The organism is Nonlabens tegetincola, from assembly GCF_002117085.1.
Lineage (GTDB): Bacteria > Bacteroidota > Bacteroidia > Flavobacteriales > Flavobacteriaceae > Nonlabens > Nonlabens tegetincola.
This window is the reverse complement of record NZ_CP019342.1, coordinates 1,139,518-1,166,375: the sequence shown is the minus strand read 5'-3', so window position 1 is coordinate 1,166,375 and position 26,858 is coordinate 1,139,518. Positions and strand designations below refer to the sequence as shown.

At 34.4% G+C, this 26,858-nt stretch carries 27 protein-coding genes; 9 read left to right on the top strand and 18 right to left on the bottom strand.

The genetic code is table 11. From position 1 onward, the window contains the following. Positions 1-116: 116 nt before the first annotated feature. From BST91_RS13195 to BST91_RS05510, 3 genes are all read right to left on the bottom strand, one after another. A complete protein-coding gene (locus BST91_RS13195; RefSeq protein ID WP_211280408.1) occupies positions 117-749 on the bottom strand; it encodes a hypothetical protein in 633 nt (210 codons plus the stop codon). A gap of 328 nt (positions 750-1,077) precedes the next feature. Next, on the bottom strand, positions 1,078-1,995 hold the full coding sequence (locus BST91_RS05515; RefSeq protein WP_085774760.1) for an AraC family transcriptional regulator: 918 nt from the start codon (positions 1,993-1,995) through the stop codon (positions 1,078-1,080). A 148-nt stretch (positions 1,996-2,143) separates the two neighbouring features. Continuing rightward, positions 2,144-3,316 carry a metallophosphoesterase gene (locus tag BST91_RS05510; RefSeq protein ID WP_085774759.1) on the bottom strand — a complete coding sequence of 391 codons (1,173 nt, stop codon included), beginning with the start codon at positions 3,314-3,316 and terminating at the stop codon, positions 2,144-2,146. A gap of 203 nt (positions 3,317-3,519) precedes the next feature. Here BST91_RS05510 and BST91_RS05505 point away from each other — a divergent pair, with 203 nt between their 5' ends. Genes BST91_RS05505 through BST91_RS13470 form a run of 4 tightly spaced genes read left to right on the top strand, consistent with a single transcriptional unit; the run spans position 3,520 to position 5,024 of the window. Further along, positions 3,520-4,329, top strand: coding sequence for a sensor histidine kinase (locus BST91_RS05505; RefSeq protein WP_085774758.1), 810 nt, complete (start codon positions 3,520-3,522; stop codon positions 4,327-4,329). A gap of 1 nt (position 4,330) precedes the next feature. Next, positions 4,331-4,489: a hypothetical protein gene (locus BST91_RS13480; RefSeq protein WP_317043073.1), complete on the top strand. Its 159-nt coding sequence runs from the start codon at positions 4,331-4,333 to the stop codon at positions 4,487-4,489. 8 nt (positions 4,490-4,497) lie between these two features. Then, entirely contained in the window at positions 4,498-4,866 is a 369-nt protein-coding gene (locus BST91_RS13475; RefSeq protein WP_317043072.1) for a LytR/AlgR family response regulator transcription factor, read from the top strand. A gap of 2 nt (positions 4,867-4,868) precedes the next feature. Continuing rightward, the gene (locus BST91_RS13470; RefSeq protein ID WP_317043071.1) at positions 4,869-5,024 is read left to right on the top strand and encodes a LytTR family transcriptional regulator DNA-binding domain-containing protein; all 156 of its coding nucleotides are present in this window, start codon (positions 4,869-4,871) and stop codon (positions 5,022-5,024) included. 154 nt (positions 5,025-5,178) lie between these two features. Here BST91_RS13470 and BST91_RS13380 read toward each other — a convergent pair whose 3' ends face one another. The 7 genes from BST91_RS13380 to BST91_RS05470 all read right to left on the bottom strand — a co-directional run bounded on the left by BST91_RS13380 (position 5,179) and on the right by BST91_RS05470 (position 13,543). After that, the gene (locus tag BST91_RS13380) at positions 5,179-5,301 is read right to left on the bottom strand and encodes a hypothetical protein (RefSeq protein WP_262497008.1); all 123 of its coding nucleotides are present in this window, start codon (positions 5,299-5,301) and stop codon (positions 5,179-5,181) included. Positions 5,302-5,794: 493 nt separating this feature from the next. Beyond that, the gene (locus BST91_RS05495; RefSeq protein ID WP_085774757.1) at positions 5,795-8,122 is read right to left on the bottom strand and encodes an HsdM family class I SAM-dependent methyltransferase; all 2,328 of its coding nucleotides are present in this window, start codon (positions 8,120-8,122) and stop codon (positions 5,795-5,797) included. Positions 8,123-8,389: 267 nt separating this feature from the next. Further along, positions 8,390-9,484, bottom strand: coding sequence for a hypothetical protein (locus BST91_RS05490; protein WP_085774756.1), 1,095 nt, complete (start codon positions 9,482-9,484; stop codon positions 8,390-8,392). A 156-nt stretch (positions 9,485-9,640) separates the two neighbouring features. Continuing rightward, positions 9,641-10,828: an immunity 26/phosphotriesterase HocA family protein gene (locus BST91_RS05485; RefSeq protein WP_085774755.1), complete on the bottom strand. Its 1,188-nt coding sequence runs from the start codon at positions 10,826-10,828 to the stop codon at positions 9,641-9,643. A 416-nt stretch (positions 10,829-11,244) separates the two neighbouring features. Then, positions 11,245-11,697, bottom strand: coding sequence for a hypothetical protein (locus tag BST91_RS05480; protein WP_085774754.1), 453 nt, complete (start codon positions 11,695-11,697; stop codon positions 11,245-11,247). 150 nt (positions 11,698-11,847) lie between these two features. Then, a complete protein-coding gene (locus BST91_RS05475; RefSeq protein WP_157546899.1) occupies positions 11,848-12,663 on the bottom strand; it encodes a hypothetical protein in 816 nt (271 codons plus the stop codon). 145 nt (positions 12,664-12,808) lie between these two features. Next, the gene (locus BST91_RS05470; protein WP_244895693.1) at positions 12,809-13,543 is read right to left on the bottom strand and encodes a hypothetical protein; all 735 of its coding nucleotides are present in this window, start codon (positions 13,541-13,543) and stop codon (positions 12,809-12,811) included. Between the two features lie 378 nt (positions 13,544-13,921). On the opposite strand from BST91_RS05470, the gene BST91_RS05465 reads away from it, so the two are divergent. After that, on the top strand, positions 13,922-14,746 hold the full coding sequence (locus tag BST91_RS05465) for a tyrosine-type recombinase/integrase (RefSeq protein ID WP_085774751.1): 825 nt from the start codon (positions 13,922-13,924) through the stop codon (positions 14,744-14,746). A gap of 53 nt (positions 14,747-14,799) precedes the next feature. Here the strand turns inward: BST91_RS05465 and BST91_RS05460 are convergent, their stop codons facing one another. The 7 genes from BST91_RS05460 to dnaK all read right to left on the bottom strand — a co-directional run bounded on the left by BST91_RS05460 (position 14,800) and on the right by dnaK (position 22,127). Next, a complete protein-coding gene (locus BST91_RS05460; RefSeq protein WP_060522442.1) occupies positions 14,800-15,417 on the bottom strand; it encodes an L-threonylcarbamoyladenylate synthase in 618 nt (205 codons plus the stop codon). A 1-nt stretch (position 15,418) separates the two neighbouring features. Then, positions 15,419-15,691, bottom strand: coding sequence for a hypothetical protein (locus BST91_RS05455; RefSeq protein ID WP_085774750.1), 273 nt, complete (start codon positions 15,689-15,691; stop codon positions 15,419-15,421). A 51-nt stretch (positions 15,692-15,742) separates the two neighbouring features. Next, positions 15,743-15,955 (bottom strand): hypervirulence associated TUDOR domain-containing protein, encoded by a 213-nt coding sequence (locus tag BST91_RS05450; protein WP_042280261.1) that lies wholly within the window; start codon positions 15,953-15,955, stop codon positions 15,743-15,745. 107 nt (positions 15,956-16,062) lie between these two features. After that, positions 16,063-17,436: an aldehyde dehydrogenase gene (locus BST91_RS05445; RefSeq protein WP_085774749.1), complete on the bottom strand. Its 1,374-nt coding sequence runs from the start codon at positions 17,434-17,436 to the stop codon at positions 16,063-16,065. Between the two features lie 6 nt (positions 17,437-17,442). Then, positions 17,443-18,135, bottom strand: a complete 693-nt coding sequence (locus tag BST91_RS05440; RefSeq protein WP_085774748.1) for an RluA family pseudouridine synthase — start codon at positions 18,133-18,135, stop codon at positions 17,443-17,445. Positions 18,136-18,290: 155 nt separating this feature from the next. Further along, positions 18,291-20,027: a mechanosensitive ion channel family protein gene (locus BST91_RS05435; RefSeq protein WP_085774747.1), complete on the bottom strand. Its 1,737-nt coding sequence runs from the start codon at positions 20,025-20,027 to the stop codon at positions 18,291-18,293. Between the two features lie 195 nt (positions 20,028-20,222). Continuing rightward, positions 20,223-22,127: a molecular chaperone DnaK gene (gene dnaK / locus BST91_RS05430; protein ID WP_042280255.1), complete on the bottom strand. Its 1,905-nt coding sequence runs from the start codon at positions 22,125-22,127 to the stop codon at positions 20,223-20,225. Positions 22,128-22,408: 281 nt separating this feature from the next. Here dnaK and BST91_RS05425 point away from each other — a divergent pair, with 281 nt between their 5' ends. From BST91_RS05425 to BST91_RS05415, 3 genes are all read left to right on the top strand, one after another. Further along, entirely contained in the window at positions 22,409-23,833 is a 1,425-nt protein-coding gene (locus tag BST91_RS05425) for an L-serine ammonia-lyase (RefSeq protein ID WP_085774746.1), read from the top strand. A 79-nt stretch (positions 23,834-23,912) separates the two neighbouring features. Continuing rightward, the gene (locus tag BST91_RS05420; RefSeq protein WP_085774745.1) at positions 23,913-24,419 is read left to right on the top strand and encodes a PH domain-containing protein; all 507 of its coding nucleotides are present in this window, start codon (positions 23,913-23,915) and stop codon (positions 24,417-24,419) included. Then, positions 24,412-25,914 (top strand): PH domain-containing protein, encoded by a 1,503-nt coding sequence (locus tag BST91_RS05415; RefSeq protein ID WP_085774744.1) that lies wholly within the window; start codon positions 24,412-24,414, stop codon positions 25,912-25,914. The genes BST91_RS05420 and BST91_RS05415 overlap by 8 nt, the downstream gene beginning before the upstream one ends. Positions 25,915-25,920: 6 nt before the next feature. Here the strand turns inward: BST91_RS05415 and BST91_RS05410 are convergent, their stop codons facing one another. Continuing rightward, on the bottom strand, positions 25,921-26,334 hold the full coding sequence (locus BST91_RS05410) for a MerC domain-containing protein (protein WP_085774743.1): 414 nt from the start codon (positions 26,332-26,334) through the stop codon (positions 25,921-25,923). A gap of 79 nt (positions 26,335-26,413) precedes the next feature. Here BST91_RS05410 and BST91_RS05405 point away from each other — a divergent pair, with 79 nt between their 5' ends. Next, positions 26,414-26,797 carry a Fur family transcriptional regulator gene (locus BST91_RS05405; RefSeq protein WP_085774742.1) on the top strand — a complete coding sequence of 128 codons (384 nt, stop codon included), beginning with the start codon at positions 26,414-26,416 and terminating at the stop codon, positions 26,795-26,797. Positions 26,798-26,858 lie beyond the last annotated feature (61 nt).

The window sequence follows — 26,858 nt, the reverse complement described above, 5'->3', positions numbered from 1 at the left end:
GTTACGGGTTAATATGCGTTAATTTTCGGTTACGAACTGGCGTTAGCAATTCCGAGTGGATTCGGACATAGTCGAATCCGCCGTAATTGCGGTTATACATTGTTGTGCAACGTTTTTTATTCAATTTCTACTCCGTTTAAGTTCCATTTATAAATTCGATTGTCCCAATCAGATGCTTTCACAAAATTGTCTTTAACTTCAAAAACACCTTTTCCATTTTGCGAGACAAAAATATCAGCTCCACCATTTTGCCATATTATTTTTCCGTCATTATTAATTCGCGTTATTTCCAATTCTCCGTGAATGATAAAGCCATTTTCTATTTTGAAAATTTCAAATGCTGTAGCTATATCCACTTTTGTTTTCCAATTCAGATTTAGAGAAGGTAAGTCCAAACAAAAAACTGAATCGCAACAGCATATTAAAATCCGATTAGGTTCAATAATTTGCGAAGTTTCGTGCAGTCCAGTTGCTCCTCCTTCAGCTCCAATTATTGCACTATTAATTTCGGTTCCGTTTTCCAATATTTTTATTCCGATTTTGGTCGGTAATGTGAAATCAGATTCCGTTAAATAGTTTTTTAGATATTTATTCAGATTGTCATTCGAGTCTAGATTATAGTCAGATTCGTTTAATAATTCAACTTGGTATTTTCCTGTTTCGAATGTCATTTCAAATGTTGCACAACACGCACAGGTTATGGCGAGTTCACGCAGAATGCGCAGCATTCTAGAGTGTACGGTAGCCATTAGCGTTAATTTGCTATAACCGAAGTTGTGGACGGTACCAGTAACGCTGGTTAGTGTTTAGTTAATTAGGTTATAAATATAGTTAGATAAAAGCAAATTACAGCGTATGCTGTGCGTGTTGCTGGACGGTAAGTTCAGGAGAGAATTGAGCGCTAGCGAAATGGCCTGAACGACCGTAGGTATCGTCCAGCAACGGTCTAGGCTATGAGTAGTTGCGTAGGTTAGCACGAAACTTTGCAAATACACACCAAACTGAAAATCCGCGAAGATTTTCAGAAGTAGACTAGAATAAGCAATTACTTATAGCCATTGTTGTACAGCGTTTTATTTATTCAATCGGTATGCAAAAGTCAACAATAGCTTTTCTTTGAGGATGCTCATTAAAATTGTTATGATAAATCTCAAAAGGTTCTGTGTCAGCTTTTTTATACCCATTTTCGTTCATCCAGACGAATAGTCCAGTCCACGACTTTTCAAATTCGTTTAATCCAATTTCAAAGCTTCCAACAATAAATTTTCCAGCTTCGATTGTCGTTAGTCCAATTTCTCCTTCTGCTTCGACTGGCTTATTTAGTAAAACAGAAGCACTCATTCTTACTTTGTTGGCTTCTGTAACTTTAAAGCTGTCGTGATAAACTGTTATCATTTTTGTCTGGTCGTTCATTAATCCTTTTGGTGTTGCCCATTGCATTAATTTTCCATAAGCATTTTCAAGGTTATGAGGACCAATACTTGATACGTAAGCCAAATCCATTTTTGGCATTTCTTTAATTTCAATTTTTGCGTTCATTTTTATCCAATTTTTTAGATTATCAATGATGCAAATGTATTTCTCGTATTCAGGATAGTCTTGTCCGTTCTTGCTTTCAAGTTGACGTATCTTGCTATGTCTGTTTGGGTTTTGCTTTTTAAATTCGGTCGGGCTAACTCCGAAATATTTTTTGAAGGTTCGAGAAAAGGAAGAATTATCACTAAATCCGTATTTGTGAGCTAATTCAGTTGTAGTTATATTATTGTGCAACAAATCCAAAGATGATTTCTCGATTTTTCGCCTTGTTACATATTCATTTAGGGTTTCGCCTGTTATTAATTTGAAAACTCTATGGAAATGAAAAGGTGAGAAAAAAGCAATCTCGGAAACGGTTTTTAACGATAAGTCAGAATCCAAGTTTTCATCGATAAATTCAAAAACTCGATTGATACGATATCTATAATCTGCTTGTATTTCTTTATCTGTTACTGTCATTCGTCAAATGCTGCACAACGGTCTCGTGTATGAGCAGTAGCGGATTTCTAGCTACTACTTTTCGGATTACAATATACTTTAATAAAATGAAATAGCGGTTCAAGTTTGCACTTAAACCGCTATTGCTTATACGCGTTGTTAGCAACTGTTATATTTCTACTTTCTGTCCGTCGTGTAAAACTCTGTAATATTTACCTTTTTCTATGAGTAAACCTTCTGATTCACTATTCGGAAAGTTTTTATGATAATCCTTGGGATGCTTAACATCAATTCCTATTACTTTTCCATTAAACTTTCTATTCACTTTAGACTGAAGTGTATGTCCAACCACAACTGATTTTGCATTGAAATTCTGAAGACCCACTTCAACATCTTCTTGGGTTAAATCATCTTTAAAATAACCTCTATACCAAGAAACTCCTGTGTGGGTTGAATTTAAAAACTGTTCTTTGGTTTTTTTGAGTTTGGGATAAAATGGTTTATAATAATTACTACTTGTAATCTCATTGACTTCATCTATGCTCAAATTATAATTAACTAAATCTGGATGTATTCCTCCGTGTGTGAAAAGTGTGCCGTTAATGAGTTCCATTGTGTTTTTACTTGACATCCATTTACCTATAAAAGAATTAGAATCATATAATTGATGCTGTTGTTTTTCTAAAATTGAAGCAACGTGAAAATACTTTGGGGATGAAGAATCATAATTTCCTTGCATATTTTTCAATTCGTGATTACCCAAAATAAAATGAACAAAACCACCCTTTTTTATAGCATCTTGCTCTAATTTGTAAATAAACCATAGGACTTGGGTTGTTGAAAAACCTCTATCAACAAAATCTCCTACTAGAACTAAATGCCCAGTATCAAATATCCAGTTTAAGTTTTTGTCGATAACCCTATTATTAATAAGAAAATCACGAAAAGTTTTATAGCCACTTTCTATATCAGAAATTGCTAAAATTTTATTACTATCATTATAGGTATTTAAAGGCTTTTTGATGTCTGCATTTATGGAAAATTCAAAGCGTGTCGAATCAAGTGGGAAGTAACAAAAAGCTGAAATTTTTGAGTTTGTTGAATGTTCTTTTTGTTCTAGAAAGAAGCCATCATTTTGATTTCCATTAATATATTTTACGTTTAAAATGCTATCATTTTTATAAAAAACATAAGGTCCATCTTTATCCCAATCCATCATTTTAGGATTATCTCCATAGTGCATACTTGCTCCGTGATAAAGACCAAATAGAATTACTGAAATAGTGATGATTAAAAATGTTATGAATACGTGTTTTACGTATCTAAGAATTCTTTTTTTCATTATTTGTGATTTTAATTTCAGCAAACATAAATCGAGTTAATTTACGCGTATAGTAATAGTGATAGACAACCTTGGTAGATGTATAAAGGGTTTTGTATCGTATGTAAAGTCATTACATCACACTTTAATTTCATTACATAACCTTGAATTTGATGTTTGTCAACCTTTTTTTGAAAGGTAATTTATACTACTATTTTTGTTGTATGATAACTAAAAAATACAATAAGAATTGGGTGTTACTATTTTTAATATCAGTTGCTTTAATACCTATATTAATTACAATTTATGAAGTCATTTTTACAGATGATAAATCCGTTGTCTTTCTAGGAAATTACAATCCTAAAATAGCTGTAATCGTTGTTTCCTATTATGTTCTGCTCCTTTGTTTGGGTATTTATTGGTTTATTCGTCAGCTGATTTTTATTGTAAAATTGAAGAGCGAAAAATCAAAAGTTGAATTAATGCTCTTAAAAAGTCAAGTTAGTCCGCATTTCTTCTTTAATATGCTTAACAATTTATATGGTTTGGTAGGTAAGGACGTAACAAAAGCCCAAGAATTAATTCTAAAACTTTCTGATATGATGCGCTACAGCATCTACGAAGGCGATAATGAAACGGTAACCTTAAAAGAGGAAGTTGATTATTTAAAGAATTACATCGAGCTTCACAAAATGCGTTACCGCAAGAATATAGAAGTTGACTTCAACTGTAATATCGATGAAAATAAAAAAGTTGTTCCGTTGCTATTTATAATTCTTTTAGAAAATGCTTTTAAACACGGCGTTGAGAATTTAAGGGAAGATGCGACCGTGACAATCAATTTTACTTCATCAGAAAACAATATAAAATTTACAATTGAAAATAACGTTGATAGTTCTGAAAATTTAAAAAGCGAACCTGGAATAGGTTTGAAGAACTTAAAAAGAAGATTAGAATTGACGTATCCAAATAAGCACAATTTGTTGTTTTCGAGTACCGAAAACACTTTCAGCGCACAATTAATTCTAAACTAATATGATTACCTATTTAATTATTGATGATGAGCATATAGCACACGACATTATAAAAGACTATTGTGATTTGTTGCCAAATATGGAATTAATGAAAAATTGTTACGATGGATTGGAAGCATTTGAATATTTGAATAAAAATGATGTTGATTTAATTTTTTAGACCTGAATATGCCTAAACTGAAAGGTTTTGATTTTCTTAAAACATTAAAAAATCCGCCAAAAGTAATTGTGACAACTGCCTATAAAGAATTCGCTCTTGAAGGATATGAACTTAATATTTCTGACTACCTATTAAAACCCTTTGGGTTTGATCGTTTTTTAAAGGCGATTAATAAAACGTTCAGTACATCAAATACACAAGAATCTGTCTCGTCTAAAAACAATGTAGATTCAAAGCGTATTTTTCTTCGAAGCAATAAAAAATATATACAAGTAGAAATCGATACTGTTTTATTTGTCGAAGCGTCAGGGAATTACACAAAAGTGATAACAAAATACGAAACCATTACTGTTCGAGAAAAATATCAAGTGTATTAGATTTGTTACCGAAAGAAGATTTTTTGCAGGTTCATAAATCATTTGCTGTTGCTCCAAAGCATATTAAAAGTATCGAGGGAAACAGGATATTTATTTCAGATTATATCATTCCTATTGGTAAATATTATAAGGCTAATGTTACTCGATTATTGAAGTAAGTTTGTCGTTAATAGTTGCTAACGGTTTTGTATATGAAAAGTAGCGGGTTTTTTACACTAATTTTTCAATTTAGCAAGGATGTCTAATTTATTCATTTTGTTTCGATTAAGCGATTAAACCGCTATTTTTTATATACGTTGTTGGCAAACGTTTTTATTTAACGTATTCTAATTGTTCTCTCATAGTTGAGAAAAAACCTTGAAACCATTTAATCATTTTTAGATTATCGTCAATTAAATGAATGTGTCCTCCATCATTCGCCCAATTACCGTTCATTGGGAAATGTATTTTATTTAAATCAATTATTTTTGATTTTTCTTCATTTAGAATTATAGCTGCGAAACCTTCTTCCTCATCATCTTCTATTAATTCTGCAAAAGTGTTTTCAATTGCTTGGTTAGATGTAATATGCCAATGAGGTTGAGGATGTTTTTCATCTGGGTTATTATAATCATCCCATTCAGCGCGAAATAATTGATTCTTTATTTTGTCGTCTGCTTCTCCTTGAAAAATTGAAATAGTAATAAATGAATTTTTATCTTCAAATCGAATTTCTAAATAAACCCAATAATCATCAAACCATTTTAATACAGAAACTTCTTCTCCACCGTTCTTATAATTATTTAAAGCTTTTGAAATATTATTACCTTTTAATTCAAATCTATTTGCTTTTGAAAGTTGAAGAAAAATGTAGATTCTAGAAAAAAGGCCTTACAACTTTTATTAATTCCCTCTATGAATTTTAATTGTTCTATCATAAGATTAGGACTTAAGCGTTAGGATAGAAATATTTTTCTAGAATATTATCCGCTATGGATTTAGTATATGTATTTCCTTCAGACAGTTCCTTTCCAATATCAACTAATCTTTGATATCCATCGGAATTTTTCACCTCATCCATATGCACATTTGGGATAGGAATATTTTTAGTGTATTTTTTACCTAAATCATACCATTTACCACCAGCTAATTGCTTTGAATATATTGATAATAGATTATCAAAAAAGGTGCTATTAAAAAAGGCTAAATAAAAATAATAATCATTAACTGTAAACTCTTTTTTAGGAATCCACGCATTTCCTCTTTCTACTACGAAATTTCCTTTAGAATCAAAACCGAATGACCCAGATTTTCCAAATTCCGTAGATATAAGCTTAGGGAATTTTTTGTATTGCCAATTTCTAGGTCTTGTTAAAGTCCACCATTGATTTATACCGGCTCTTTTTTCCAGTATTAATCTATTTGGATTTAAGTTTGAGTTATAAAAAGTAGAAGTGTTTTCTATAACGCTTTCTTCATTTTCTAATAAAATACCAGATTCATTGTAGGGATACCAAATATGTTTAATTAAAAACAATTGACCATTTTCTATTGCATCATTATCTACTACAGGTCTAAAGTATTTTTTCTCTTGTTCAGGAAGATTAACGAAATCAGAATCTAATATTTTAAATATGTCTTTAGCTCCTTGCCTTATTCCTTGTCTTACACTAAAAATATCTTCGATACGAAACAATTTTTTCTCATTAATAAATCGCTCTATTATTTTTAAAAAATTATGATTTTCAAGTGAAATAGGTTGCCAGTTTTCTTTAAGTATTGGAAATGAAATAGGTTGGTAAATGCTAAAATTAGGTTTATCTAATGTAACTTGATTATTGTAAATAGACTTTCTTAAATCACGCAATGCCTCTTGAGCAATTCCCTTTTCATTTCTTGTCCATATAATAGTTGGTATATGGTTTGTTTTAGGCTTTTTGCCAATTATAAAACTTACATCTGTTAATGCATCTTCAAAGATGAAATTTCCTAATTTACCTAAAAGCTTTATGTCGATTAAATCGTTGGTTTCAGTTCGTAATTTGGAATATGAATCCAGAGTAAGTATTGATGATGGTATAACACAACCAATAACTCCATTTTCATTTAAATGATTTAATGCTTTATAGAAAAACGCACTTGCTTGATTTGGTTTTTTACCAATGAAACTATTACCTAAAGCTTCACGAACAGCATCTCTATTTTCCTTATTACTTAACAAGTCCCAAGAGGAAAATGGTGGATTCATTAGAATTAAATCAATATCATTATCCCAATCTTCCGATAGAGAGTCTTCTACTAAACTTAAGTTAAAATCTAACCTATCGTTCCAAATAGTTCTTTTTTCATAAGTTAGTAAGAACTTTGAAGTGTTTATTGCTGTTTCTGAAATATCCCAACCTAAAATTTCTACACTACCTTGATAATTAAGCTCTCTTAACTGTTTTAAAACTTCTATTAAAAATTCAGATGAACCACAAGCAGGGTCAAGAATTTTTAATCTATCAACTTCTAAATTAATATTTCTTAATGAGTTTTCAACGATGGTTCTAGACAAGAATGGTGGTGTGTAATGAATACTAGAGTATAAGCTTGTTTTAGTACTCAAAGAACTTGATGTACCACCAAATAAATCTCTCTGTGGATTAAAAAATAAAACTTCTTTTTGAGCTTCTTGAAATAGAATTCCAGCGGAATGTCTAATTATTAAATCAAGTTCAGGTCTAATATTTGAAATCCCATTTTGAAGTTGCTCTACATAATTACCAAATTTATCTGGAAAATTAATTTCATCAAGACCCCATTTTCGATTATCAAAATTGTTTACATCATCTTCTAAGCTAGTTAATAAACCAAAAAGTAAATTTAAGGCTTCTACTGGGTTTGATTTTTCAAATGTCAAGTTTCTAAATTGACGAAAAATATCAATAATAAAAGGAACTAAATCTTTTGATGATTTATAGCTTTTTGATAATAAATAGTTGTAAAATTTATTGAAATTTTCAGATACGATTTTTTGTGAAACCGTTTCTTTTTTATCGTTTAACCAATTGTAAATTTGAACGTTATCATCTTTTACAATTATGTAGTTTTTTGTGCTGCTTGACCAAGATTTAGAATAAATATTTTCCGCTTCTAAATCTGTCGTTTGTAAGCAAAAATCACCATTTCCTCCATTCAACATCATATGTCCTTCGTTTTCTTTTAAAGGATTTAAATGTATTGGAAGTAAGCCTAATTGCTGTTTCCAAACTTGTATGTCAAATAGGTTTTTCATTCGGAAACAAAAATATAATTATTTTTTGGCTGTGAATTGATTTTTCGGAATAGTTTTTTCAAATGTTTGCCAACGGTTAGTATATGGCAAGTAGGGCAGTAGAAAGTGACAACCTTTCAATTTTGTACTGAGCCAAAGCGTTGTATTTTGTTTTTAATTTATTCATTTTTAAAAGCCAAATCAACGATTTGGCGGTGTTTCAAATATCTAGTAAACTTTCGTAAACCACCGAACGCCCTATTTGCTATATACCGTGTTAGCGTGTCGTTATTTTCTTTTTTTAATGTATTCAAATACCTTTGTATAGGTTTTCTTTTTCAAACTAGTTCGGTCTAAAATAGTACTTATCATATGGTCACTTGATCCAATTGCTAAACTTACTTGGTCGTGTGTAGGTGTATAACCACTATGAATAATTCTGTTTCTTAAAGCGTAGCAGTCTCTATGCCAAATTCCTAAATCGGTAGATTCATCTGTAATATCCCAACGACCACCAATCCGTAGGTGAAACTCTCTTTTAAGTACACCCATAAATCCATAATCTTCATAGACTTGATTTACTTCTTCTATTGATTTACCTTCTTCCTTGTAAAATTCAGTCAAGAGTGTTCTTAAAAATGTCTCAAATGCTGTTTGACTATAAATTACTGCCTCTTTATTAAGTCCTTTACTAAAGTTCCTTTTTGCATTGAGCATCAATTCTTCTGGCAAAATAAAGGGGTTCCACTTCTGATTAATCACATTTGCATACCAAATCACTTCTTGTGTTTTATCAAAGGAAAGCTCTTCTTTTTGAAAAGGTGCATTCTTGTGAAACAAGAACAGTCCAATTTTGTATTTCCAATTAGAGGGATTTATAAATCTGAAAGTTGAAGCTACTTCAAACATTTTGATTGTTACCTGATGAACGGAAGTATCCTTAGTTGTGATGAGATAGCTAGTGATAAAAAAGTTTAGTTTTTCTACACATAAGTCAAAGAGATATGACAATAAGTCAAACCCTTCTTTTTCTGCATCTTTGTGAAACAACTCATTACTGCTTATCAAATTAAATTCGGCAACAGTTTTACTAACAGGTATTTCAAATGGCTTATTTTGCACGATTCCTGCGGTAAACTTGTTGGTTGTATTTACTTCTCCAAACACAAGTGTAAATGCAGTTTTATCATCAATCATCATAGTAACACAAGTGCCGCTTTTTATTGGAATATGAAAAGGAAGAATTACTGCGCTCTGAAAAATTCTTGAAGGGTTAATATTTCCTTTTTTATAAATTGGTAAAAAATCATTTGGATATGATTCCTTATTCAAAAAGTAAAATTCATCTTTAAATCCTTCGTTATTTTCTAATTCTTCGCTCATATATGTTTTTCTCAATGCACGCTAAACGGTTTTGTGTATGGCTTGTTGCGGAAAATCAGCTATGATTTTCCGCCGTAACCGAAAGATAGCAAATTGCAATGAATTCCGATTAGGAATTCAACCGCAATGAGCTATACACGTTGTTACCACACGTTTTTATTTTTTAAAGTTTTCATAATATGTTCCATTCGGATTTAGATTAAAGAATTCAAAAATCTCTTTTTTAGCACTTTTGTTTTTTGGATTCCTCAAGTCAGCCTCCAATTCATAAAATTCAGATTCCCAATATGGTTGATTAGAATTTGTTTTGATACAATTCTCTAATGTCTCTTTGTGAAAATTTACAGTTGCTCCAATCGATTCCATTCTATAAGGATTTGACTTTAATATTTTTTCCCAACTTTTAGCATTTTTATCTGGATTTTCAATCGCCAAATGTTTGTTGTATTTCTTGGTTGTGGTTTCTTTATATATAAGTCCATATTGTAAATAAACAGTATGAAAATCTCCGTAATGAATGCTTTTGGAATAAGAAATAGGAAAATCATATTCTGATTCCGATAAAGGTTGGTTGCCAATTACCTCATAGTCTCCGTAAAATAAAACATTATCCATAATGTATTGAGCAGGAATAGATTTTTTCGTTTTCAGTTCCTCTAAATCGGTTTCTTTGGTTGGGCTAATGAAATGGTAAACTTTAATGACAAGAGGTTGAGTCATAAGGTTCATTATCCCATAATTTTTATTTGCCTTAAACTTTGAATCCTTTCTTAAAGGCCTCAAATCGCAAATCAGTCGTCCAAATCCATAATTTCGTCTATCAACTTTGAAAGCAAAGAAGTCGCCTGCTTTTAGCTTTATCCTTTTTCTTTTTTTTGAAGAGAATTGTTCGACTGATTTCAGGTCTTCTGAATTTGAGTTTCTTATGAAATAATTAAGCCAATTTTTTAAATCCGAAATATCTTTAAACTTTATATTCTCAAAATGAGTTGAGTAAAATGTGTTTTGAGTTGTGTGGTTTCCAATTGTTATTCCACTAATCCCAAAATCGAAATAAGTGCCTATTGGTGTTTTAGATTCTAATGTTGAAGAAGTCAGTTTCTTTGGTTTTCCTTTTTGAGTTTTTGGAAGTAGAAATTCTCGGTTTTCAGTTTCCTCATTATACTGAATTTCTGAATATTTTAATTCAGTTGAAATAACTTGTTTTCGAATAGTGTTTTTATCAAAGTATAAAATCGAACTTGGTCGATAAGAATCTCCTTTAAGCGTGACTTTTTCCCAATTATTTGCAACTAATTCTAATCCTAAATATTTGCGTTGTTCATTGTTTAATTCAAAAGTCATATGGTTTTCTCAAATGTGTGGTAACACGCACAGGTTATGGCGAGTTCACGCAGAATGCGCAGCATTCTAGAGTGTACGGTAGCCATTAGCGTTAATTTGCTATAACCGAAGTTGTGGACGGTACCAGTAACGCTGGTTAGTGTTTAGTTAATTAGGTTATAAATATAGTTAGATAAAAGCAAATTACAGCGTATGCTGTGCGTGTTGCTGGACGGTAAGTTCAGGAGAGAATTGAGCGCTAGCGAAATGGCCTGAACGACCGTAGGTATCGTCCAGCAACGGACTCGTATAACCGTCAGTTTACGGGTTAAAGTACGCAAATTTTTCGGTTTAGCACTGGCGTTAGCAATTCCGAGTGGATTCGGACGTAGTCGAATCCGCCGTAATTGCGGTTATACATTGTTGCCATTAGTTTTTTATATTTCATAATAATCTCCATCTTCCCATTTTTTAGTTCCGAGAAAATTTCCGCAAAAATCATAACGTCTTATAGGTTTAACCTTGTCCACATTTTTTCCGTGACTAAATATCCAAATTTCCTTTCCGACAATTTTAATTCTATTGAATTTCCTAGTGTCAGATGCGTCCATTGAGCTTATAAAGACTGATTTTTTCTCAAAAACCTGATTTCCATTATTGTCAATAATTCGGTCAATCACAATTACTTTTTTATGTCTTAAAGTCCAGAATAAAAACTTGCGTTTCTTTTCAATTCGTTCTGTTTTCAGAGTTACGCTTTCAATTCCGCAATCTTGATTTTCAGTCAAACGTGCGTTTTGTATTTCAGTCGTTTTTATTCCGCTATCAAGATTGATAATTAAAAAAATCAGACTTATTGAAATCGAAAATATTGAATTTTGAACGGTCATTTTAAATTAATGGCAACGGTTTTGTGTATGATTTCGTTGCGTGTTTAAGTACTAAAGTTAGCAAATAAATCACAGATAGAAAGTCCGCGAGGACTTTCGTAAGTAGGCTATAACTAGCAATGAATTATACACGGTGTTACCCAACGTTTTTTATTCGACTATTTGTTTTAATTTCCGATTTTCGCCATTTAATTCAATCAGCTTTCCCTTTTTCAAATGAAACTCCAAGTCATTAAATTCAATCCATTTTGCACTAGACAAAGCAAAGTTTATTGCATCGTCTTTATTCAGATTTCGAGAATTTAAAATCAGCGTTTCATTAGTATTTTTCCACAAGCCCTCTGTAAAATCAGAACCGTGTCCTTTATTAACCCAGAATTTGAATGTTCTATCCTCTTTTAAGATTAATTTAATTTCAAATTTGTCTTTGTTTCGTCCTATATATTCGCCATAGAATAATTTTGTTTTTTTATTTGGTGGCTCAATTTTCATTAAAGAATACATTCTGTCATTAAATATTCTTATAAAATTCTCGTCACGAATAGCATCAGTACAAGTATGGCAGAATTTTAAATCAATAATCTCAATATTATTAAGTCGAAGAGTATCAATCATTTTATCAGGACAACCTGAATAACCTCCAACAGCACGAACTAAAATCCTTTTTCCGTCAAGAAATAAAGCTGTTGCAAATCGGTCAATTTTAGTATCCAACCATTTAGTGTCTTTTTCGTTAAGTTTAAATTCGTCCCTTAATCCGCTGTAAATATGTAAACTGCTTATTGTATTTAATTCTACTTGTAATAGTCGACTTTCAGGTTTGTAAATAGAGTCAAGCTCCAAGTTTTTCGGCACATAATTTATTAAATCATAATACTCTTTTTCATATAGAGTTGACGATTCAGGGTTTTGAGCAAAAATTAATGTGCTAAAAATTAAATTTAATATGAAAACGATTTTTCTCAAATGTTGGGTAACGGTTTGGCTATGATTTCGGCGTGGAATCGTCCGCAGGACTATTCCGCAGAGAAATCAAGCTGGTTATATGTTTTACTTTTCGGTTTTGCACTATCGCCACGCTGAATTATAGCCGTTGTTACCCACTGGTTTTTTATTTCAAAAATTCCGTTTCGCCATTCAATTCCTCAATTTTCCATTTAATTGGCTGTTCAAGTTTATAGTCAGCAACTTGGTATAATTCAACTTCATTTATTTTTGAGAAAGTCATATTAACTTTGAATTTTGCATTTGGAAAATAGTGATGATTAGCAACAAAGGTTGCTTTGTCTTTTACTAAATTCCTTAATTCATTCGATGACATTTCCATTTCAAATTGTCTTGTGTCTGAAGGTTGTGGCTTAAAAACTGCTTTGTAATCCGTTTTTTCAATGTCATAAAATTCGGAAAATACATTTTTGTCATAGGTCTTATTAGCATAGCTTAAAATTCCGACTATTGGAATTAGCAAAGCGATTCCTTTAATTCCAATTCCAAGTTTTTTTTGATTTTCCAAGCCATAATCAATTCCGAAAAATGTAATTAGAATGCACGCAATTGTAGGCAATCCGAAAATTGCCCATAAAGCAAGGTTTTCAGGTTCGAAAATCAAAAACCAACCCAAAGTTCCTGAAATTTGCAAAAGCCAAAGGATTGCAATAAAAATCAGAGCGTATGTTCCGATTTTTTTAGTTGCAAGAAATAGAATCAGTCCGATTATAGTCAGAATCCACAGAGGCAGATAAAGCATTTCAGATGGATTGATTGACCAAGCCATTGCAGTCATTGAAAGCGAAAATCCTACTACAATTAGAACTAAAGTTGATAATATGATTACTGTTTTTTTCAAACTTGTGGGTAACACGCACAGGTTATGGCGAGTTCACGCAGAATGCGCAGCATTCTAGAGTGTACGGTAGCCATTAGCGTTAATTTGCTATAACCGAAGTTGTGGACGGTACCAGTAACGCTGGTTAGTGTTTAGTTAATTAGGTTATAAATATAGTTAGATAAAAGCAAATTACAGCGTATGCTGTGCGTGTTGCTGGACGGTAAGTTCAGGAGAGAATTGAGCGCTAGCGAAATGGCCTGAACGACCGTAGGTATCGTCCAGCAACTAGTTTATATAAGCAATATACCAAAAATTAGCACTATACCACCCAAAATGTAGGTATATAAATAGGTTTTTTACATTTTTATTATATTGCTGTATAAATGGTATATACACATGTTTGATGACTTTAAACAATTCCTAGCTATAAAACGATACAGTCCAAACACCGCCAAAACATATCTAGGGTTACTCAATTCCTTTCAACAATTTTTAGGTGAAACTATACCCATTCATCAAGCTGATTCTAGTGTTATAAGAAAAACTTTTACTCAAAAAGTTCTTAAAGAAAACCTGGCCTATTCTACCCAAAAACAACTTGCTAGCGCTATAAGATTATACTTAAACACCATGCACAACAGGTCCATCGAATTAACCACCGTAACACCTCGTAAACCTCAAAAAGTATTACCCGATGTCTTAAGCGCACACGAGATCAACTTAATTTTAAATTCAATTACCAATAAAAAACATCACACAGCAATACTCGTGATATACGCATTAGGATTGCGTAGTGGCGAACTCATTAACCTTAAAATAAGCCACATAGATGGGCAGCGTGAGCAGGTCAAAATTGTGGCCAGTAAAGGTCGCAAGGATAGGTACTTGCCTTTACCCAAGGATCTGAAAGTAAGGTTGAGAGAATACTACAAATTATACAAGCCCAAAGAGTACTTAATAGAAGGATATAATCACAGTCGCTATAGTGCATCTAGTCTAAGAGCCGTACTGGCTAAAGCTCTAGAGAAATCAGGAATAAATAAAAAGGTTACTTTACACACCTTGCGACATTCCTATGCCACTCATCTTATGGAGGCTGGTGTGAATATTAGAGTGATTCAAGAATTACTAGGTCACAACGATATTAAAACGACCTTGATATATACACACGTATCTCGAGTTCATTTGGACAAAATTCCTAATGTGATGCAATTTTTATAATAAATGCAAGGTATCCTTAATGGGTACTTAAGGCGAGTAGGACACTCATGGGCTTAAAGCTCTACACTGCCTTTTCCTTCACGCACAAGTACGGGTTCATCACCAGTAAGGTCAATTATAGTAGATCCTATATTACCACCATAACCGCCATCAATAACTATATCAACAAGATGGTCCCATTTCTCCCAGATCAGGCTGGGATCTGTAGTATATTCAATTACCTCATCATCGTCCTTTATAGAAGTAGAAATTATAGGACGACCTAGCTCACGCACCAGGGCAATCGCTATAGGATGATCAGGTACACGTATACCTACAGTTTTCTTTTTCTTAAAAACAGTAGGTAAGTTATTATTGCCCGGCAAAATAAAAGTATACGGTCCTGGTAAATTTCTTTTAAGTAATTTAAAAGTACCGCTATCTATTTGACTTACGTAATCGCTTAAATTACTTAAGTCCTCACAAATAAATGAGAAGTTGGCTTTTTCTAATTTTACACCCTTAATACGAGCCACTTTTTCTAGGGCGTTTTTATTGGTAATATCACATCCCAGACCATAAACCGTATCAGTAGGATAAATTACAAGCGCACCATTGCGCATGGCATCGGCAACGCGTTTAATTTCTCTAGGATTAGGGTTATCCTCATAAATTTTAATAAAATCGGCCATATTAATCCCTTAATAATAAATAGTGCAAGCTAGATAGGGTAATTATTGCTGTAAGTACCGCGATAAACAATTGCGTCCACAGTCTAACTTGTTCTACATCGGGTTGTGGTACAGGTTGATAGCGATGTCTACCATTGCGATCAATTTTAATACCCATTCTATCCTTAGGACTGCATAACTCTACCCAGCTGCGGTAGGCAATCACAGCGGCAAGTATAAAAACGGCAGCCAGTACAATGGCTACAGTAGCAGTTCCTAGTTCCATCCAATTCATCATATAGGGTAGTAGTGTGTAAAAAATGTATAGTTAAATATACGTAAAAATTTAATCTGCTCGGTTTACTTCGCTCTCTAATTTTAGAACGTTGCTACCGTCTTCTTGTTCGATATACAAGGCTTTATTTCCTTCTTCACCTTCTCTAGTTACCTCATTGCCGTCTATGGTACGTGTCACTTTTTTAGTAAATGTGGACTGTACAGTACCGGTTGCAGTACCATTTCCCCATTCCCATTTTACTTTGGTTCCTTCCTTTATCATAGCTATTTTTATTTTAAAGGTAGTTGATCATTACGCTTTCGCGAAAGCGTACTAACAAAACATTACCACCACATTGTGACAGTTTTAAGGTTGTACCTATATCGTTGTTAAAAACGCTTTAAAAAGGATTTTGTTGCTTTTAATTTACCAGCATAAGGTGGATATTTTAAAGTAATATCCAGCCAGTTTTTTCTATGTACCACACTTTTATAATGACTGAAACAGTCAAAACTGTGCTTGCCGTGATAGGCTCCTATACCGCTGTTGCCCACACCACCAAAGGGCAATCTATCGTTCACAAAATGAACAATACAATCATTAACCACGCCACCACCATAACTATAACGTTTTGTAAACCAATTAATAAACGATTTTTGAGTAGCAAAAACGTAACCACTCAAGGGTTTTTCATATCTGTGAATCCACTTTTCAATATCGTCTTGTTCCTGATAACTAATGACGGGTAGTATGGGACCAAAAATTTCCTGTTGCATGACAGCGCTTTCCTCACCAGGCTCGTCAAGTAGAGTAGGAGCTAGGTACAACTGCTCTAGGTTGTAATCACCACCGGTGATAAGTTGTTCACCATCTAGGTAAGAAAGTAATTTTTCTAAGTGGTCCTTGCGATTAATACGGCCATAATCATGACTAGATTGCGGTTGTTCTCCATAAAACTGTGCTATGCTTATTTGTAATTGTTTAACCAATTCCTGTTTTACGCTTGCATGAACCAGTATGTAATCAGGTGCAATACAAGTTTGACCAGCATTTAGAAACTTGGCCCATACAATTCGTTTTGCGGCCGTTTTTATCGCAGCACTTTGGTGAACGACACAAGGGTTTTTACCGCCTAATTCTAGTGTTACAGGAGTAAGATGCTGTGCGGCTGCTTGGTAGATAAGTTTACCTACTTGTGGACTGCCCGTAAAAAAAATGTAATCCCATTTTAGGCTTGTAAGCTCCTTGGCAACTGCGGCATCACCTTTACACACAGTTACATGTTCAGGAGAAAAGCTTGTAGCAATAATTTCCTCGAGTAATTGAGAGGTGTGTGGTGCAAATTCACTAGGTTTTAAAACCACAGTATTACCAGCTCCTACAGCTCCTATTACTGGAGCTAGCGCTAGTTGAAAAGGATAATTCCACGGTGATATAACGAGAACGTTACCATAAGGTTCGGGATATTGTCTAGCCTGGGATGGAAAATTAAGTAAGGCCGCACGTACTTTTTTTGGTTTTGTCCAGCGTTTAAGTTTGTAAAGAAACTTGCGCAATTCGGCCATGACTACATTATACTCAGTAACATAAGCTTCAAACTCACTTTTACCCAAATCTTTTTTAAGTGCGTTGTACACGTCTTGCTCTCTAGTTTCTAACGTGTTTTTTAATCGCTGTAAACTTTGGGTTCTATAATGTAATTCTTTACTAGCTCCAGTTTTAAAAAACTGCTGTTGTAAACGGTGTGAGTGAGATACATTCATAGGTAATTATTTACTTGCAGCAAGCCACAAATTATCATGATCGGGTACTGGTGCCACGATTGTTACAGGTTCTTTCTTAACAGGATGAATAAACGACAATTGTCTGGCATGCAAGTGTATACTGCCATCCTTATTGGACCTGCGTGCACCGTATTTAAGGTCTCCTTTTATAACGTGACCTATTTTGCTTAATTGACATCTTATCTGGTGATGCCTACCAGTTTCTAGCGTTATTTCTAACAGTGTATAACGTTCTAACTGTTTAATGATTTTATAGGTGAGTACTGCCTTTTTTGAATCCGGCACTTCATGATCGTGAGCATAACTTTTATTTTGTTTGGTATTGCGCACTAGGTAATGAACGAGCCGTTCTTCTTTAGATTTTGGCGTTCCTTCTACAAGTGCCCAGTAGATTTTTTCAGTTTTATGATCGGCAAATAATTTGTTCATGCGCGGTAACGCTTTTGAAGTACGTGCAAAAACTACAACACCGCTAGTAGGTCTATCTAGCCTGTGTGTCACACCCAAATAAACAGCACCTGGTTTATCGTATTTGTGAGCTATATATTTTTTAATAGCATCGGGTAGAATAGGATCACCGGTTTTATCACCTTGAACTAGTTCACCAGATTCTTTGTTGACCGCAATTAAATGGTTGTCCTCGTGTAAAATACGGTGTTCAATTTTCTTTCTACTCATAAAGGATAAAGATAAGAAGGTATTTATCTTGATTTACGATTTGTTATTAAGTTATTACAAGAAGTTGTTCAGCGTGGTAACGTGGTGATAATTCCATCGCTACTTAAATCAGCTTTATTAGGGATTATGACCTAATTTCACTTGCAGTATTTCCATTAGGTAGGTTCCTTTTGAATCAAGATGCGCTCTTTGGACAAGTGTTTACCATCGTTTAATTGAGCTATAAATTTCACTAATTCTTCCCTTAACTTACAGTGTAATTCCCATGCCGAATTAGCATCCTGAGCACTGCAAAGCGCTCTTATGGCTATTGCTTTTTCAGTTACTTCGGTAACTTGGACAACAGGTGGATGTTCTTCATCATACTCTTCTTCTTGTTTTAATAATTCAGAGAACTTTTCACGTACTAGTTGTACGTCGATATTATAATCGGCATAAACAACAATGGGCTGTAAACGGTGAGCATTGGTCATGGACCAATTTTGGAATGGTTTTGAGATAATATCTTTAAGAGGAATAATAAGCCTACGACTGTCCCAGGTACGTGTAACCATGTAGGTAAAGCGTATGTCCTCTACATAACACCATTCGTCACCTATATACAAAGTGTCACCAATTTTGCACGGTCTTGTAAGTGCTATTTGTATTCCTGCTATGATATTTCCTAAGGTGTTTTGTGCTGCTACACCTAATATTATGGTAATCAAACCAGCAGACGCCAGTAAGGATATACCTAATTTTTCTAAAGATCTAAACTGTGATAATACCACCGAAATAGCTACAAAGATGATAATGATGGTCAATAATCGTCGCGCTACCGAAATGTAAGTCATCATCATACGAGCTTGTGTGTTTTCCTCTATAGATGAATCGCCTATTTTATGTTCGGCAATGTAGGTCATTACAGCATTAATAAAACTCATGAGCAACCAGGCAATGGAAGCAATTACCAAGACCAAAAGGATTGCATAAATAGTACTAGAATAGGGCCCAGAAAATGAAATGAGTTTATTAAGTATGATATAAAAGAATAGCATGCTTAGGGCTATTCCTGCTGGTTTGGCCAACTTATTAGCTGTTGTTCTTAACCAAGCTCTGTCTGACTTAAGTAACAACCTTCTTGTTACATAACTAAAAACTCTTCCTACAGCATATGCCATAAAGAAAAGGAGAATGGTCGCTACAAATTTCCAAACAGGAAAACCTAGAAATGAAACTCTGGCCCATTGAGGCATGATACGATCAAGTTTTCTAGGACCATACTCCTCATACAAGGGTTCAATATTTTCTACCGTATTGGATGCTATCATCCAAAAAGCACCATAATCGTCTAATTTAACACGTTGTAAGCGCAGGACTACATCGCGGTTGTTTAAATCTACTTCTCCAAAAACCACACTTCGTCTAGGGTTTCCAGCAATAGCTCCGTTTGTTGAAGTAGTTATATCAATTTGTCCATCGGGTCTATCTGATATGTTGTTCCAATCAATTTTGACTCGTTGATTAAGTACGAAATAAAATTTTTCTGCGAGAATTGCCGCCTCTTTTTTAGTTACTTCCTTGGGAAAAAGATTTAAGTTAAGGGCATAACCGGCTTCTTCAAAGTTGTTGTTTCTACAGCTAGAGATAAATTGTTCAAGCGTTGCCTGTGGTGTTTGAAAGTTTAAATGATTAGGTGGTAACCCAATGTTTTCATTTAGTCTATTAACAATGTAAAAAGCCTCGTTATACGCTCCAATAGGATTTGATTGGTAGGTGCCTGCTTCAGATATGGTATCGGATAATTTAGGAAAATCACGAGTTGGATCAGCTTCTTTTTCCTGACTGTTTCCTAGGATAGCAAATACCAATAAACTAAAAAGTAAAAACCTGTGAAAAGCTGATTTTAACATAGTTCATAAGGTAGATATATTTCGTGTTTTGACATATTAGCGATTTGTTAAATCCTACCAGTAAGTAGTAATTTTAAGTGTGTTTTATAATTCAGAAGTAATAAAAAAGGCCTTGAACTTAATCAAGGCCTTTCTTGTATTATATCGTAGTTCAAATAAAGAAACTACAACCAAACTCGTGGTTTGTTTATGAGTTTACTTTACTTCTTCAAAGTCAACATCTTCTACATCACTTGTATCGTCTCCAGCTTGTTGTTGAGCACCAGCATCAGGACCAGGTTGACCACCTTGAGCCTCGGCTTGAGCTTTATACATTTCTTCACTAGCTGCAGTCCATACAGTATTCATTTTCTCAAGAGCAGGATCAATTTGTGCGATATCTTTAGTTTCGTAAGCTTTCTTCAACTCTTCAAGAGCTTCTTCAATTGGCTTTTTCTTATCATCACCTAGTTTATCACCAAATTCTTCTAATTGCTTTTCAGTTTGGAAAATCAACTGGTCTGCTTGATTTAATTTATCGGCTTTTTCTTTAGCTTGCTTATCAGCTTCAGCATTAGCTTCAGCTTCTTGCTTCATTTTTTGGATTTCCTCTTCAGTAAGACCCGATGACGCTTCGATACGAATGTCTTGTTTCTTACCAGTAGCTTTATCCTCGGCGCTTACCTTAATGATACCGTTGGCATCAATATCAAAAGTCACTTCAATTTGCGGTGTACCACGACGTGCTGGAGGAATACCATCTAAGTGAAAACGACCAATCGTCTTATTATCCGTAGCCATAGAACGCTCACCTTGAAGTACGTGAATTTCTACACTAGGCTGATTATCAGCTGCCGTAGAGAATACTTGTGACTTTTTAGTAGGAATAGTTGTATTAGCATCGATAAGTTTAGTCATAACGCCACCCATAGTTTCAATACCTAGAGAAAGAGGAGTTACATCTAGAAGTAATACATCCTTAACATCACCTGTAAGTACACCACCTTGAATAGCAGCACCAATTGCTACAACTTCATCAGGGTTTACACCTTTAGAAGGCTTTTTACCGAAGAATTTTTCAACTGCTTCTTGTACTGCTGGGATACGAGTAGATCCACCTACAAGAATGATTTCATCAATATCACCAGTAGAAAGATCTGCTGCTTTAAGAGCAGTTCTACATGGTTCAATAGTACGCTTTACTAAATCATCAATTAATTGCTCAAATTTTGATCTTGTAAGCGTTTTTACCAAGTGTTTAGGACCGCTAGCGGTAGCAGTTACATAAGGTAAGTTAATTTCAGTTTGCGCACTTGATGAAAGTTCAATTTTAGCTTTTTCTGCAGCTTCTTTAAGACGTTGTAACGCCATTGGATCTTTACGTAAGTCCATTTGCTCAGCTGCTTGGAATTCATCAGCTAGCCAGTTGATGATTGCTTCATCTACATCATCACCACCTAGGTGTGTATCACCATCAGTCGATAATACTTCAAACACGCCATCTCCTAATTCAAGAATAGAAACATCGTGAGTACCACCACCAAAGTCAAATACAACGATTTTTTGATCTGTATCTTTTTTATCTAGACCGTATGCAAGTGCAGCAGCAGTAGGCTCGTTGATAATACGCTCTACTTTAAGACCTGCGATTTCACCAGCTTCCTTAGTCGCCTGACGTTGTGAGTCATTAAAATAAGCTGGTACAGTAATTACAGCTCCTGTTACTTCAGTACCTAAGTAATCTTCGGCTGTTTTTTTCATTTTCTGTAGGATCATAGCACTCAATTCTTGTGGAGTGTACAATCTTCCATCTATATCAACACGTGGTGTGTCGTTGTCACCTTTTACCACGTTGTAAGGTACGCGATCAGCTTCTCTTTGAGATTCAGAGTATTTGTTACCCATGAATCTTTTGATAGAGTAGATGGTTTTTTCTGGGTTAGTTACTGCTTGTCTTTTTGCAGGATCACCCACTTTAATTTCACCACCTTCTACAAACGCAATTACAGATGGTGTTGTGCGTTTTCCTTCTGCATTAGGTATTACAGTAGGCTCGCTTCCTTCCATTACCGAAACACAGCTGTTTGTAGTACCTAAATCGATTCCTATTATTTTACTCATTATATCAATTTTAAGTTTTATTCAAATTTTTACACTCTGCATAAGTCAATGTTTGTGCCAAGCAAATGCCAGTGACAGGATGTCATAATTACAGAAAAGCTGACAGTGAACAATTACATATCTGTATACAAGAGTTCTACTTGTGAACATTTGCACAATTACCGAATGACACTTTTAAACCATTACAACAAGTACTAAAAAAAGGGTTGGATAATGCTACAATTTTTCGGCTATGACAAAGGATAAAAGTATATTTGAATTTCGAAAGGAAAAGAAATAACATGGAAGCAATCAGCGTTTTTGACATGCTTAAAATAGGAGTAGGACCTTCTAGTTCACATACTTTAGGACCATGGCGTGCAGCCAATAGGTTTCTTGAGAAATTACGTAAAGTGAATAAATTAAAGCAAGTACAACGCATTCAAGTGGATCTTTATGGTAGCTTATCCTTAACCGGTCGCGGTCATGCCACCGACATTGCAGTGATGATGGGATTGATGGATAAAGATCCTGTGACTTGTGATATTGCTCAAATTCCGCACGATGTAGCAGCTTTAAGCAGTGAAAAATGTATCAAATTAAATGACGATATTCAATTTGAATTTGATCCAGTTGATGCCATAACCTTCCACCGTAAATTTTTACCTTATCATCCTAATGGATTAAGATTTAAAGCCTTTTACAAGGACGGTAAATCTAGAACAGAGCATTTTTATAGTATAGGAGGCGGATTTGTAGTTCAAAAAGAACGCAAGCGAGCGCAAAAGAAAAAAGTGACCTTCAGTTGTTTTCCTAGACCGGTACAAACAGCAACAGAATTATTAAACTATTGCCATCGAGACGGCATGGCAATAAGCGAGGTCGTTCTAGAAAACGAACGATACATGCGCAGTGATGAAGAAATCAATAAAGAGTTCAAAGCTGTTTGGGACGTCATGCTCGATAGTATGTATACAGGTTGCCATACCGAGGGAACTTTACCAGGTGGATTAAACGTAAGACGTCGCGCTTATGACAACCACCTAAAGCTTCAAAAAGGTAAACCCTATTCTAATAAAGAAGAGTGGATTGAAGCCATACGTGATACCGAAGTGAAATTTAGAGAAATTTTAAAATGGGTGTCTTGTTTTGCCCTTGCGGTTAATGAAGTAAATGCATCCTTGGGCCGTGTGGTAACAGCTCCTACTAACGGTAGTGCAGGTGTTATTCCATCTGTAATCATGTATTATATGGTAATTGAAAACCACGACGCAAACTTCGAGGACATCAAGAAGTTTTTACTGGTAGCTGGTGAGGTAGGAGCTTTATTTAAAAAAGGAGCCACCATAAGTGCTGCAATGGGTGGTTGCCAGGCAGAAATTGGTGTAAGTAGCGCAATGGCAGCTGCTGGATTAACAGAACTTATGGGCGGCACACCAGACCAAGTTCTTATGGCTGCGGAAATTGCGATGGAACACCACCTAGGACTTACCTGTGATCCTATTGCAGGATTGGTTCAAGTTCCTTGCATAGAACGCAACGCTATGGGAGCAATTAAAGCTATAAATGCTTGTGAACTAGCTCTCGACGCCGACGCCTCACATGCCAAAGTACCTTTAGATAAGGTTATTAATACTATGTGGCAAACGGCTCAAGATATGAACTCTAAATACAAAGAAACTAGTGAAGGCGGACTTGCAGTTAATGTGAGTTTGAGCGATTGTTAATTAGTATTTTTAATATTTTCTTTATTACGCTTTCGCGAAAGCGTAACAGCTATTAACTTTATGAGTCTAATAGTTGATAATGACAAACCAGCAAATTCTTACCCATTCACTACCGGACATTGAAAGCTTTTCATTTGAAAAACATCCTAAGCGTTTTTTAAATAAAAAACTCATAGCCAACACCTTATACATGATACCACTTGCTATAGCGGTAGGCTTTTTGTTTTATAATTTTTCAGAATTTCCTTGGTTGGGCTGGAGTGGATTGGGTCTATGGGCTTCTATACTTTTGTTTTCATTATTTGTGAATTATAAAGAATATTTTGTTCGTGGTTATACTTTAAGAGAACACGATATAACGTATCGTAAAGGATGGATCTTTCACCATCAAATCACAGTACCTTTCAATCGCATTCAACATACTGAAATCAACCATGGACCTATAGACAGACTCTTTAATCTTTGTGAGTTAGAGATTTATACCGCTGGAGGTTCTTCTAGTGATTTATCCATAAGCGGTCTTGACCCAAAAGATGCTCAAAATTTAAAATCATTTGTAGCAGGAAAAACGAGCACACATGTTTGATTTATCAACTCCACAGCGACAAAGCAAAAAAGTTATTGCTCTGTATGCCTTTAAGAGCTTAAGGGGTTTTATATTCTTTTTCGTTTTTGCAGCTTTTGGGATGCGAGGATTTCTTGAAGGGCTTGCTTTTACAGGATTAGTACTTTTTGTTGCGGCTACCAGCTTAATAGGACCAGTAATTCAATATTTGTTTTTCAAATTTCACATTGAACAAGATGAATTTATACTGAATAAAGGATGGTTATTTAAGGAAAAAAAAGCGGTTCCGCTAGAACGTATTCAATCTGTAAATCTAGAGCAAAATTTGCTACAACGTATTCTTAAGGTATACAGTGTACAAATAGAAACAGCTGGTTCCAAGGAGAAAGAACTGGAGATTAAAGCACTGGACGAGTCGGCAGCGCTTTCTCTTAAACAAGCTCTACTCGACATAAGTAACCAAAGGGTGGAGCAGGAGAAAACTGAAGTTACAGAACCAGAAAAGAAAACAGTAAATGCTACTACGAGCCAGGTTTCATCTACCTTGCTAAAATTAAGTTTCTTGGATCTTTTTAAAGTGGGTATGACCCAAAACCACTTGCGCAGTGGTGGCGTGGCAATAGGTCTTGTAGTAGGAAGTTACTTTAAATTTCAGGACGTAATTAAGCAGTTTTTTGGAGATTATTTAGATGGTTGGGAATGGGAAAACCTAATGAGTTTTGCTAGTTTGGGTATGCTATTTAGTTTTTTATTGATATTCTTGGTATTCTCCATAGTGGTAAGCTTAATAACTGTTTTTAGTAATTACTATGGTTTTAAGGCTGTAGTTTATCAAAGTCATCTTGAACTTTCTATGGGATTAATCAAGCGTCAAGAAATACGTGTTCCTATTGAGAAAATTCAATCTCTCGAATTTAGAACAAACCCTTTAAGACAGTGGTTAGGCTATTCCACCGCCTATATTTATCAAGCTCAGTCAGATGCTAATAAGGCGTCTAAAGTAAGTATTCCTGCCTGTAAAAAAGAGCACATTAAAATACTACAAGAAACGGCTTTTAAGGATAGCGTTGTTGATGCTACTATTGATATTCCCTGTAATGGTTTTTCATATATGAGATTAGCGAGTTATATCATGCTTGCCACTTTGATTCCTACGTTGGTTCCGCTAGCATATTTTGGAGATTATAACTGGGTGGTACCTATGCTTATACCAGCGGTAGTGATTGTGTTTTGGAGCTATATGTATGGTAGCAATAGTGGTATAGTCACAGATAAAGATTTTATAGGATTTAAAAAAGGCTGGTTATTCAAGAGTTTTACTATAAGTCCAGTATTTAAAGCACAAGCAGTTGAAAAATGGGACAGTATTTTTATAAGAAGGCGTGAAGAAATGCATGTTAAGTTTCATACAGCCTCTGGTAGTAATGGGTTGAGGTATTTTAAAAAAGACGCTGTCAACCACTTACTTAATTATATAAATAATACGGTAATAAAAAGCAATCGTAATTGGATGTAACAATTATTAATGAAGGCAGCATTGTTCATCATTACATTGACAATACTTTAAATGAAATAGGTGTAAACCTGCAAGCACAATAGCAACGCCATAAGTAACGGATTCTGCCAAAGCTATAATTTCTATTTTCTCATTAACAATTAAGAGAAACAGTAAACTATAAGTCGACCATAAAACGTACTTCATCCAGTTCCTAGAGCTTTTTTGTAGAGTTTGCTTGATAGCTATAAAGGAAACAAACAGAAATATAAAATCAAGATAATCCCACCAGATAGGCGCTGCGGCGTGATTATGATGATCTACTGTGCCATGAGTGTGCGCATGTACGATAAAAAGAATAGGAGTTGCGACACAGTGTATAATGCACATAATGCTTGCTGTAGCTCCATATACATCAGGTTTTAATAAGTTTACTTTCATTTTTTTATTTTAATGCAACACAGTTGCAAAAGTAAGAAGTAAAGTTGGTAGTAACTCTATGAAAGTATAATTTTGCGTTATGGGCATACAACGTAAGACATCGACAATTGGACTGTTGCTTGATCAATTTAAGAAAAGTAATCAAGCTATTGCGGCTGTAGAATTAGTTGATCGCTTAAAAGAAAAAGTAAACAGAACTACGGTATATCGTGCATTAGAAAGGCTAGAGGATGATGGCCTAGTACATTCTTTTTTAGACCGTGATGGGATTAAGCGCTACGCTATTTGTCATGATTGTAATAAGGATTCACACGTGCATGATCATCCTCATTTTCAATGTACAAATTGTGGTAAGGTAGATTGTCTAGAAGAAGCCGCGGTAAATATTCCTAAAATCTCAGGTCGGACTATACACAAGACTGATGTACTACTTCAAGGAATTTGCGAAACTTGTTCAATTTAAAAATATACAAATTCCAAATGAAGGTACTTTGTTGGGCGTTATAACTGATGTCTTAAAATGG

Excerpts from the sequence above, each read along its gene's own strand:
- BST91_RS13195 (WP_211280408.1), bottom strand. The coding sequence starts at position 749 with ATGGCTACCGTACACTCTAGAATGCTGCGCATTCTGCGTGAACTCGCC.
- BST91_RS05515 (WP_085774760.1), bottom strand. The coding sequence starts at position 1,995 with ATGACAGTAACAGATAAAGAAATACAAGCAGATTATAGATATCGTATC.
- BST91_RS05510 (WP_085774759.1), bottom strand. The coding sequence starts at position 3,316 with ATGAAAAAAAGAATTCTTAGATACGTAAAACACGTATTCATAACATTT.
- BST91_RS05505 (WP_085774758.1), top strand. The coding sequence starts at position 3,520 with ATGATAACTAAAAAATACAATAAGAATTGGGTGTTACTATTTTTAATA.
- BST91_RS13480 (WP_317043073.1), top strand. The coding sequence starts at position 4,331 with ATGATTACCTATTTAATTATTGATGATGAGCATATAGCACACGACATT.
- BST91_RS13475 (WP_317043072.1), top strand. The coding sequence starts at position 4,498 with ATGCCTAAACTGAAAGGTTTTGATTTTCTTAAAACATTAAAAAATCCG.
- BST91_RS13380 (WP_262497008.1), bottom strand. The coding sequence starts at position 5,301 with ATGAACGGTAATTGGGCGAATGATGGAGGACACATTCATTTAATTGAC.
- BST91_RS05495 (WP_085774757.1), bottom strand. The coding sequence starts at position 8,122 with ATGAAAAACCTATTTGACATACAAGTTTGGAAACAGCAATTAGGCTTA.
- BST91_RS05490 (WP_085774756.1), bottom strand. The coding sequence starts at position 9,484 with ATGAGCGAAGAATTAGAAAATAACGAAGGATTTAAAGATGAATTTTAC.
- BST91_RS05485 (WP_085774755.1), bottom strand. The coding sequence starts at position 10,828 with ATGACTTTTGAATTAAACAATGAACAACGCAAATATTTAGGATTAGAA.
- BST91_RS05480 (WP_085774754.1), bottom strand. The coding sequence starts at position 11,697 with ATGACCGTTCAAAATTCAATATTTTCGATTTCAATAAGTCTGATTTTT.
- BST91_RS05465 (WP_085774751.1), top strand. The coding sequence starts at position 13,922 with ATGTTTGATGACTTTAAACAATTCCTAGCTATAAAACGATACAGTCCA.
- BST91_RS05460 (WP_060522442.1), bottom strand. The coding sequence starts at position 15,417 with ATGGCCGATTTTATTAAAATTTATGAGGATAACCCTAATCCTAGAGAA.
- BST91_RS05455 (WP_085774750.1), bottom strand. The coding sequence starts at position 15,691 with ATGAATTGGATGGAACTAGGAACTGCTACTGTAGCCATTGTACTGGCT.
- BST91_RS05450 (WP_042280261.1), bottom strand. The coding sequence starts at position 15,955 with ATGATAAAGGAAGGAACCAAAGTAAAATGGGAATGGGGAAATGGTACT.
- BST91_RS05445 (WP_085774749.1), bottom strand. The coding sequence starts at position 17,436 with ATGAATGTATCTCACTCACACCGTTTACAACAGCAGTTTTTTAAAACT.
- BST91_RS05440 (WP_085774748.1), bottom strand. The coding sequence starts at position 18,135 with ATGAGTAGAAAGAAAATTGAACACCGTATTTTACACGAGGACAACCAT.
- BST91_RS05435 (WP_085774747.1), bottom strand. The coding sequence starts at position 20,027 with ATGTTAAAATCAGCTTTTCACAGGTTTTTACTTTTTAGTTTATTGGTA.
- dnaK (WP_042280255.1), bottom strand. The coding sequence starts at position 22,127 with ATGAGTAAAATAATAGGAATCGATTTAGGTACTACAAACAGCTGTGTT.
- BST91_RS05425 (WP_085774746.1), top strand. The coding sequence starts at position 22,409 with ATGGAAGCAATCAGCGTTTTTGACATGCTTAAAATAGGAGTAGGACCT.
- BST91_RS05420 (WP_085774745.1), top strand. The coding sequence starts at position 23,913 with ATGACAAACCAGCAAATTCTTACCCATTCACTACCGGACATTGAAAGC.
- BST91_RS05415 (WP_085774744.1), top strand. The coding sequence starts at position 24,412 with ATGTTTGATTTATCAACTCCACAGCGACAAAGCAAAAAAGTTATTGCT.
- BST91_RS05410 (WP_085774743.1), bottom strand. The coding sequence starts at position 26,334 with ATGAAAGTAAACTTATTAAAACCTGATGTATATGGAGCTACAGCAAGC.
- BST91_RS05405 (WP_085774742.1), top strand. The coding sequence starts at position 26,414 with ATGGGCATACAACGTAAGACATCGACAATTGGACTGTTGCTTGATCAA.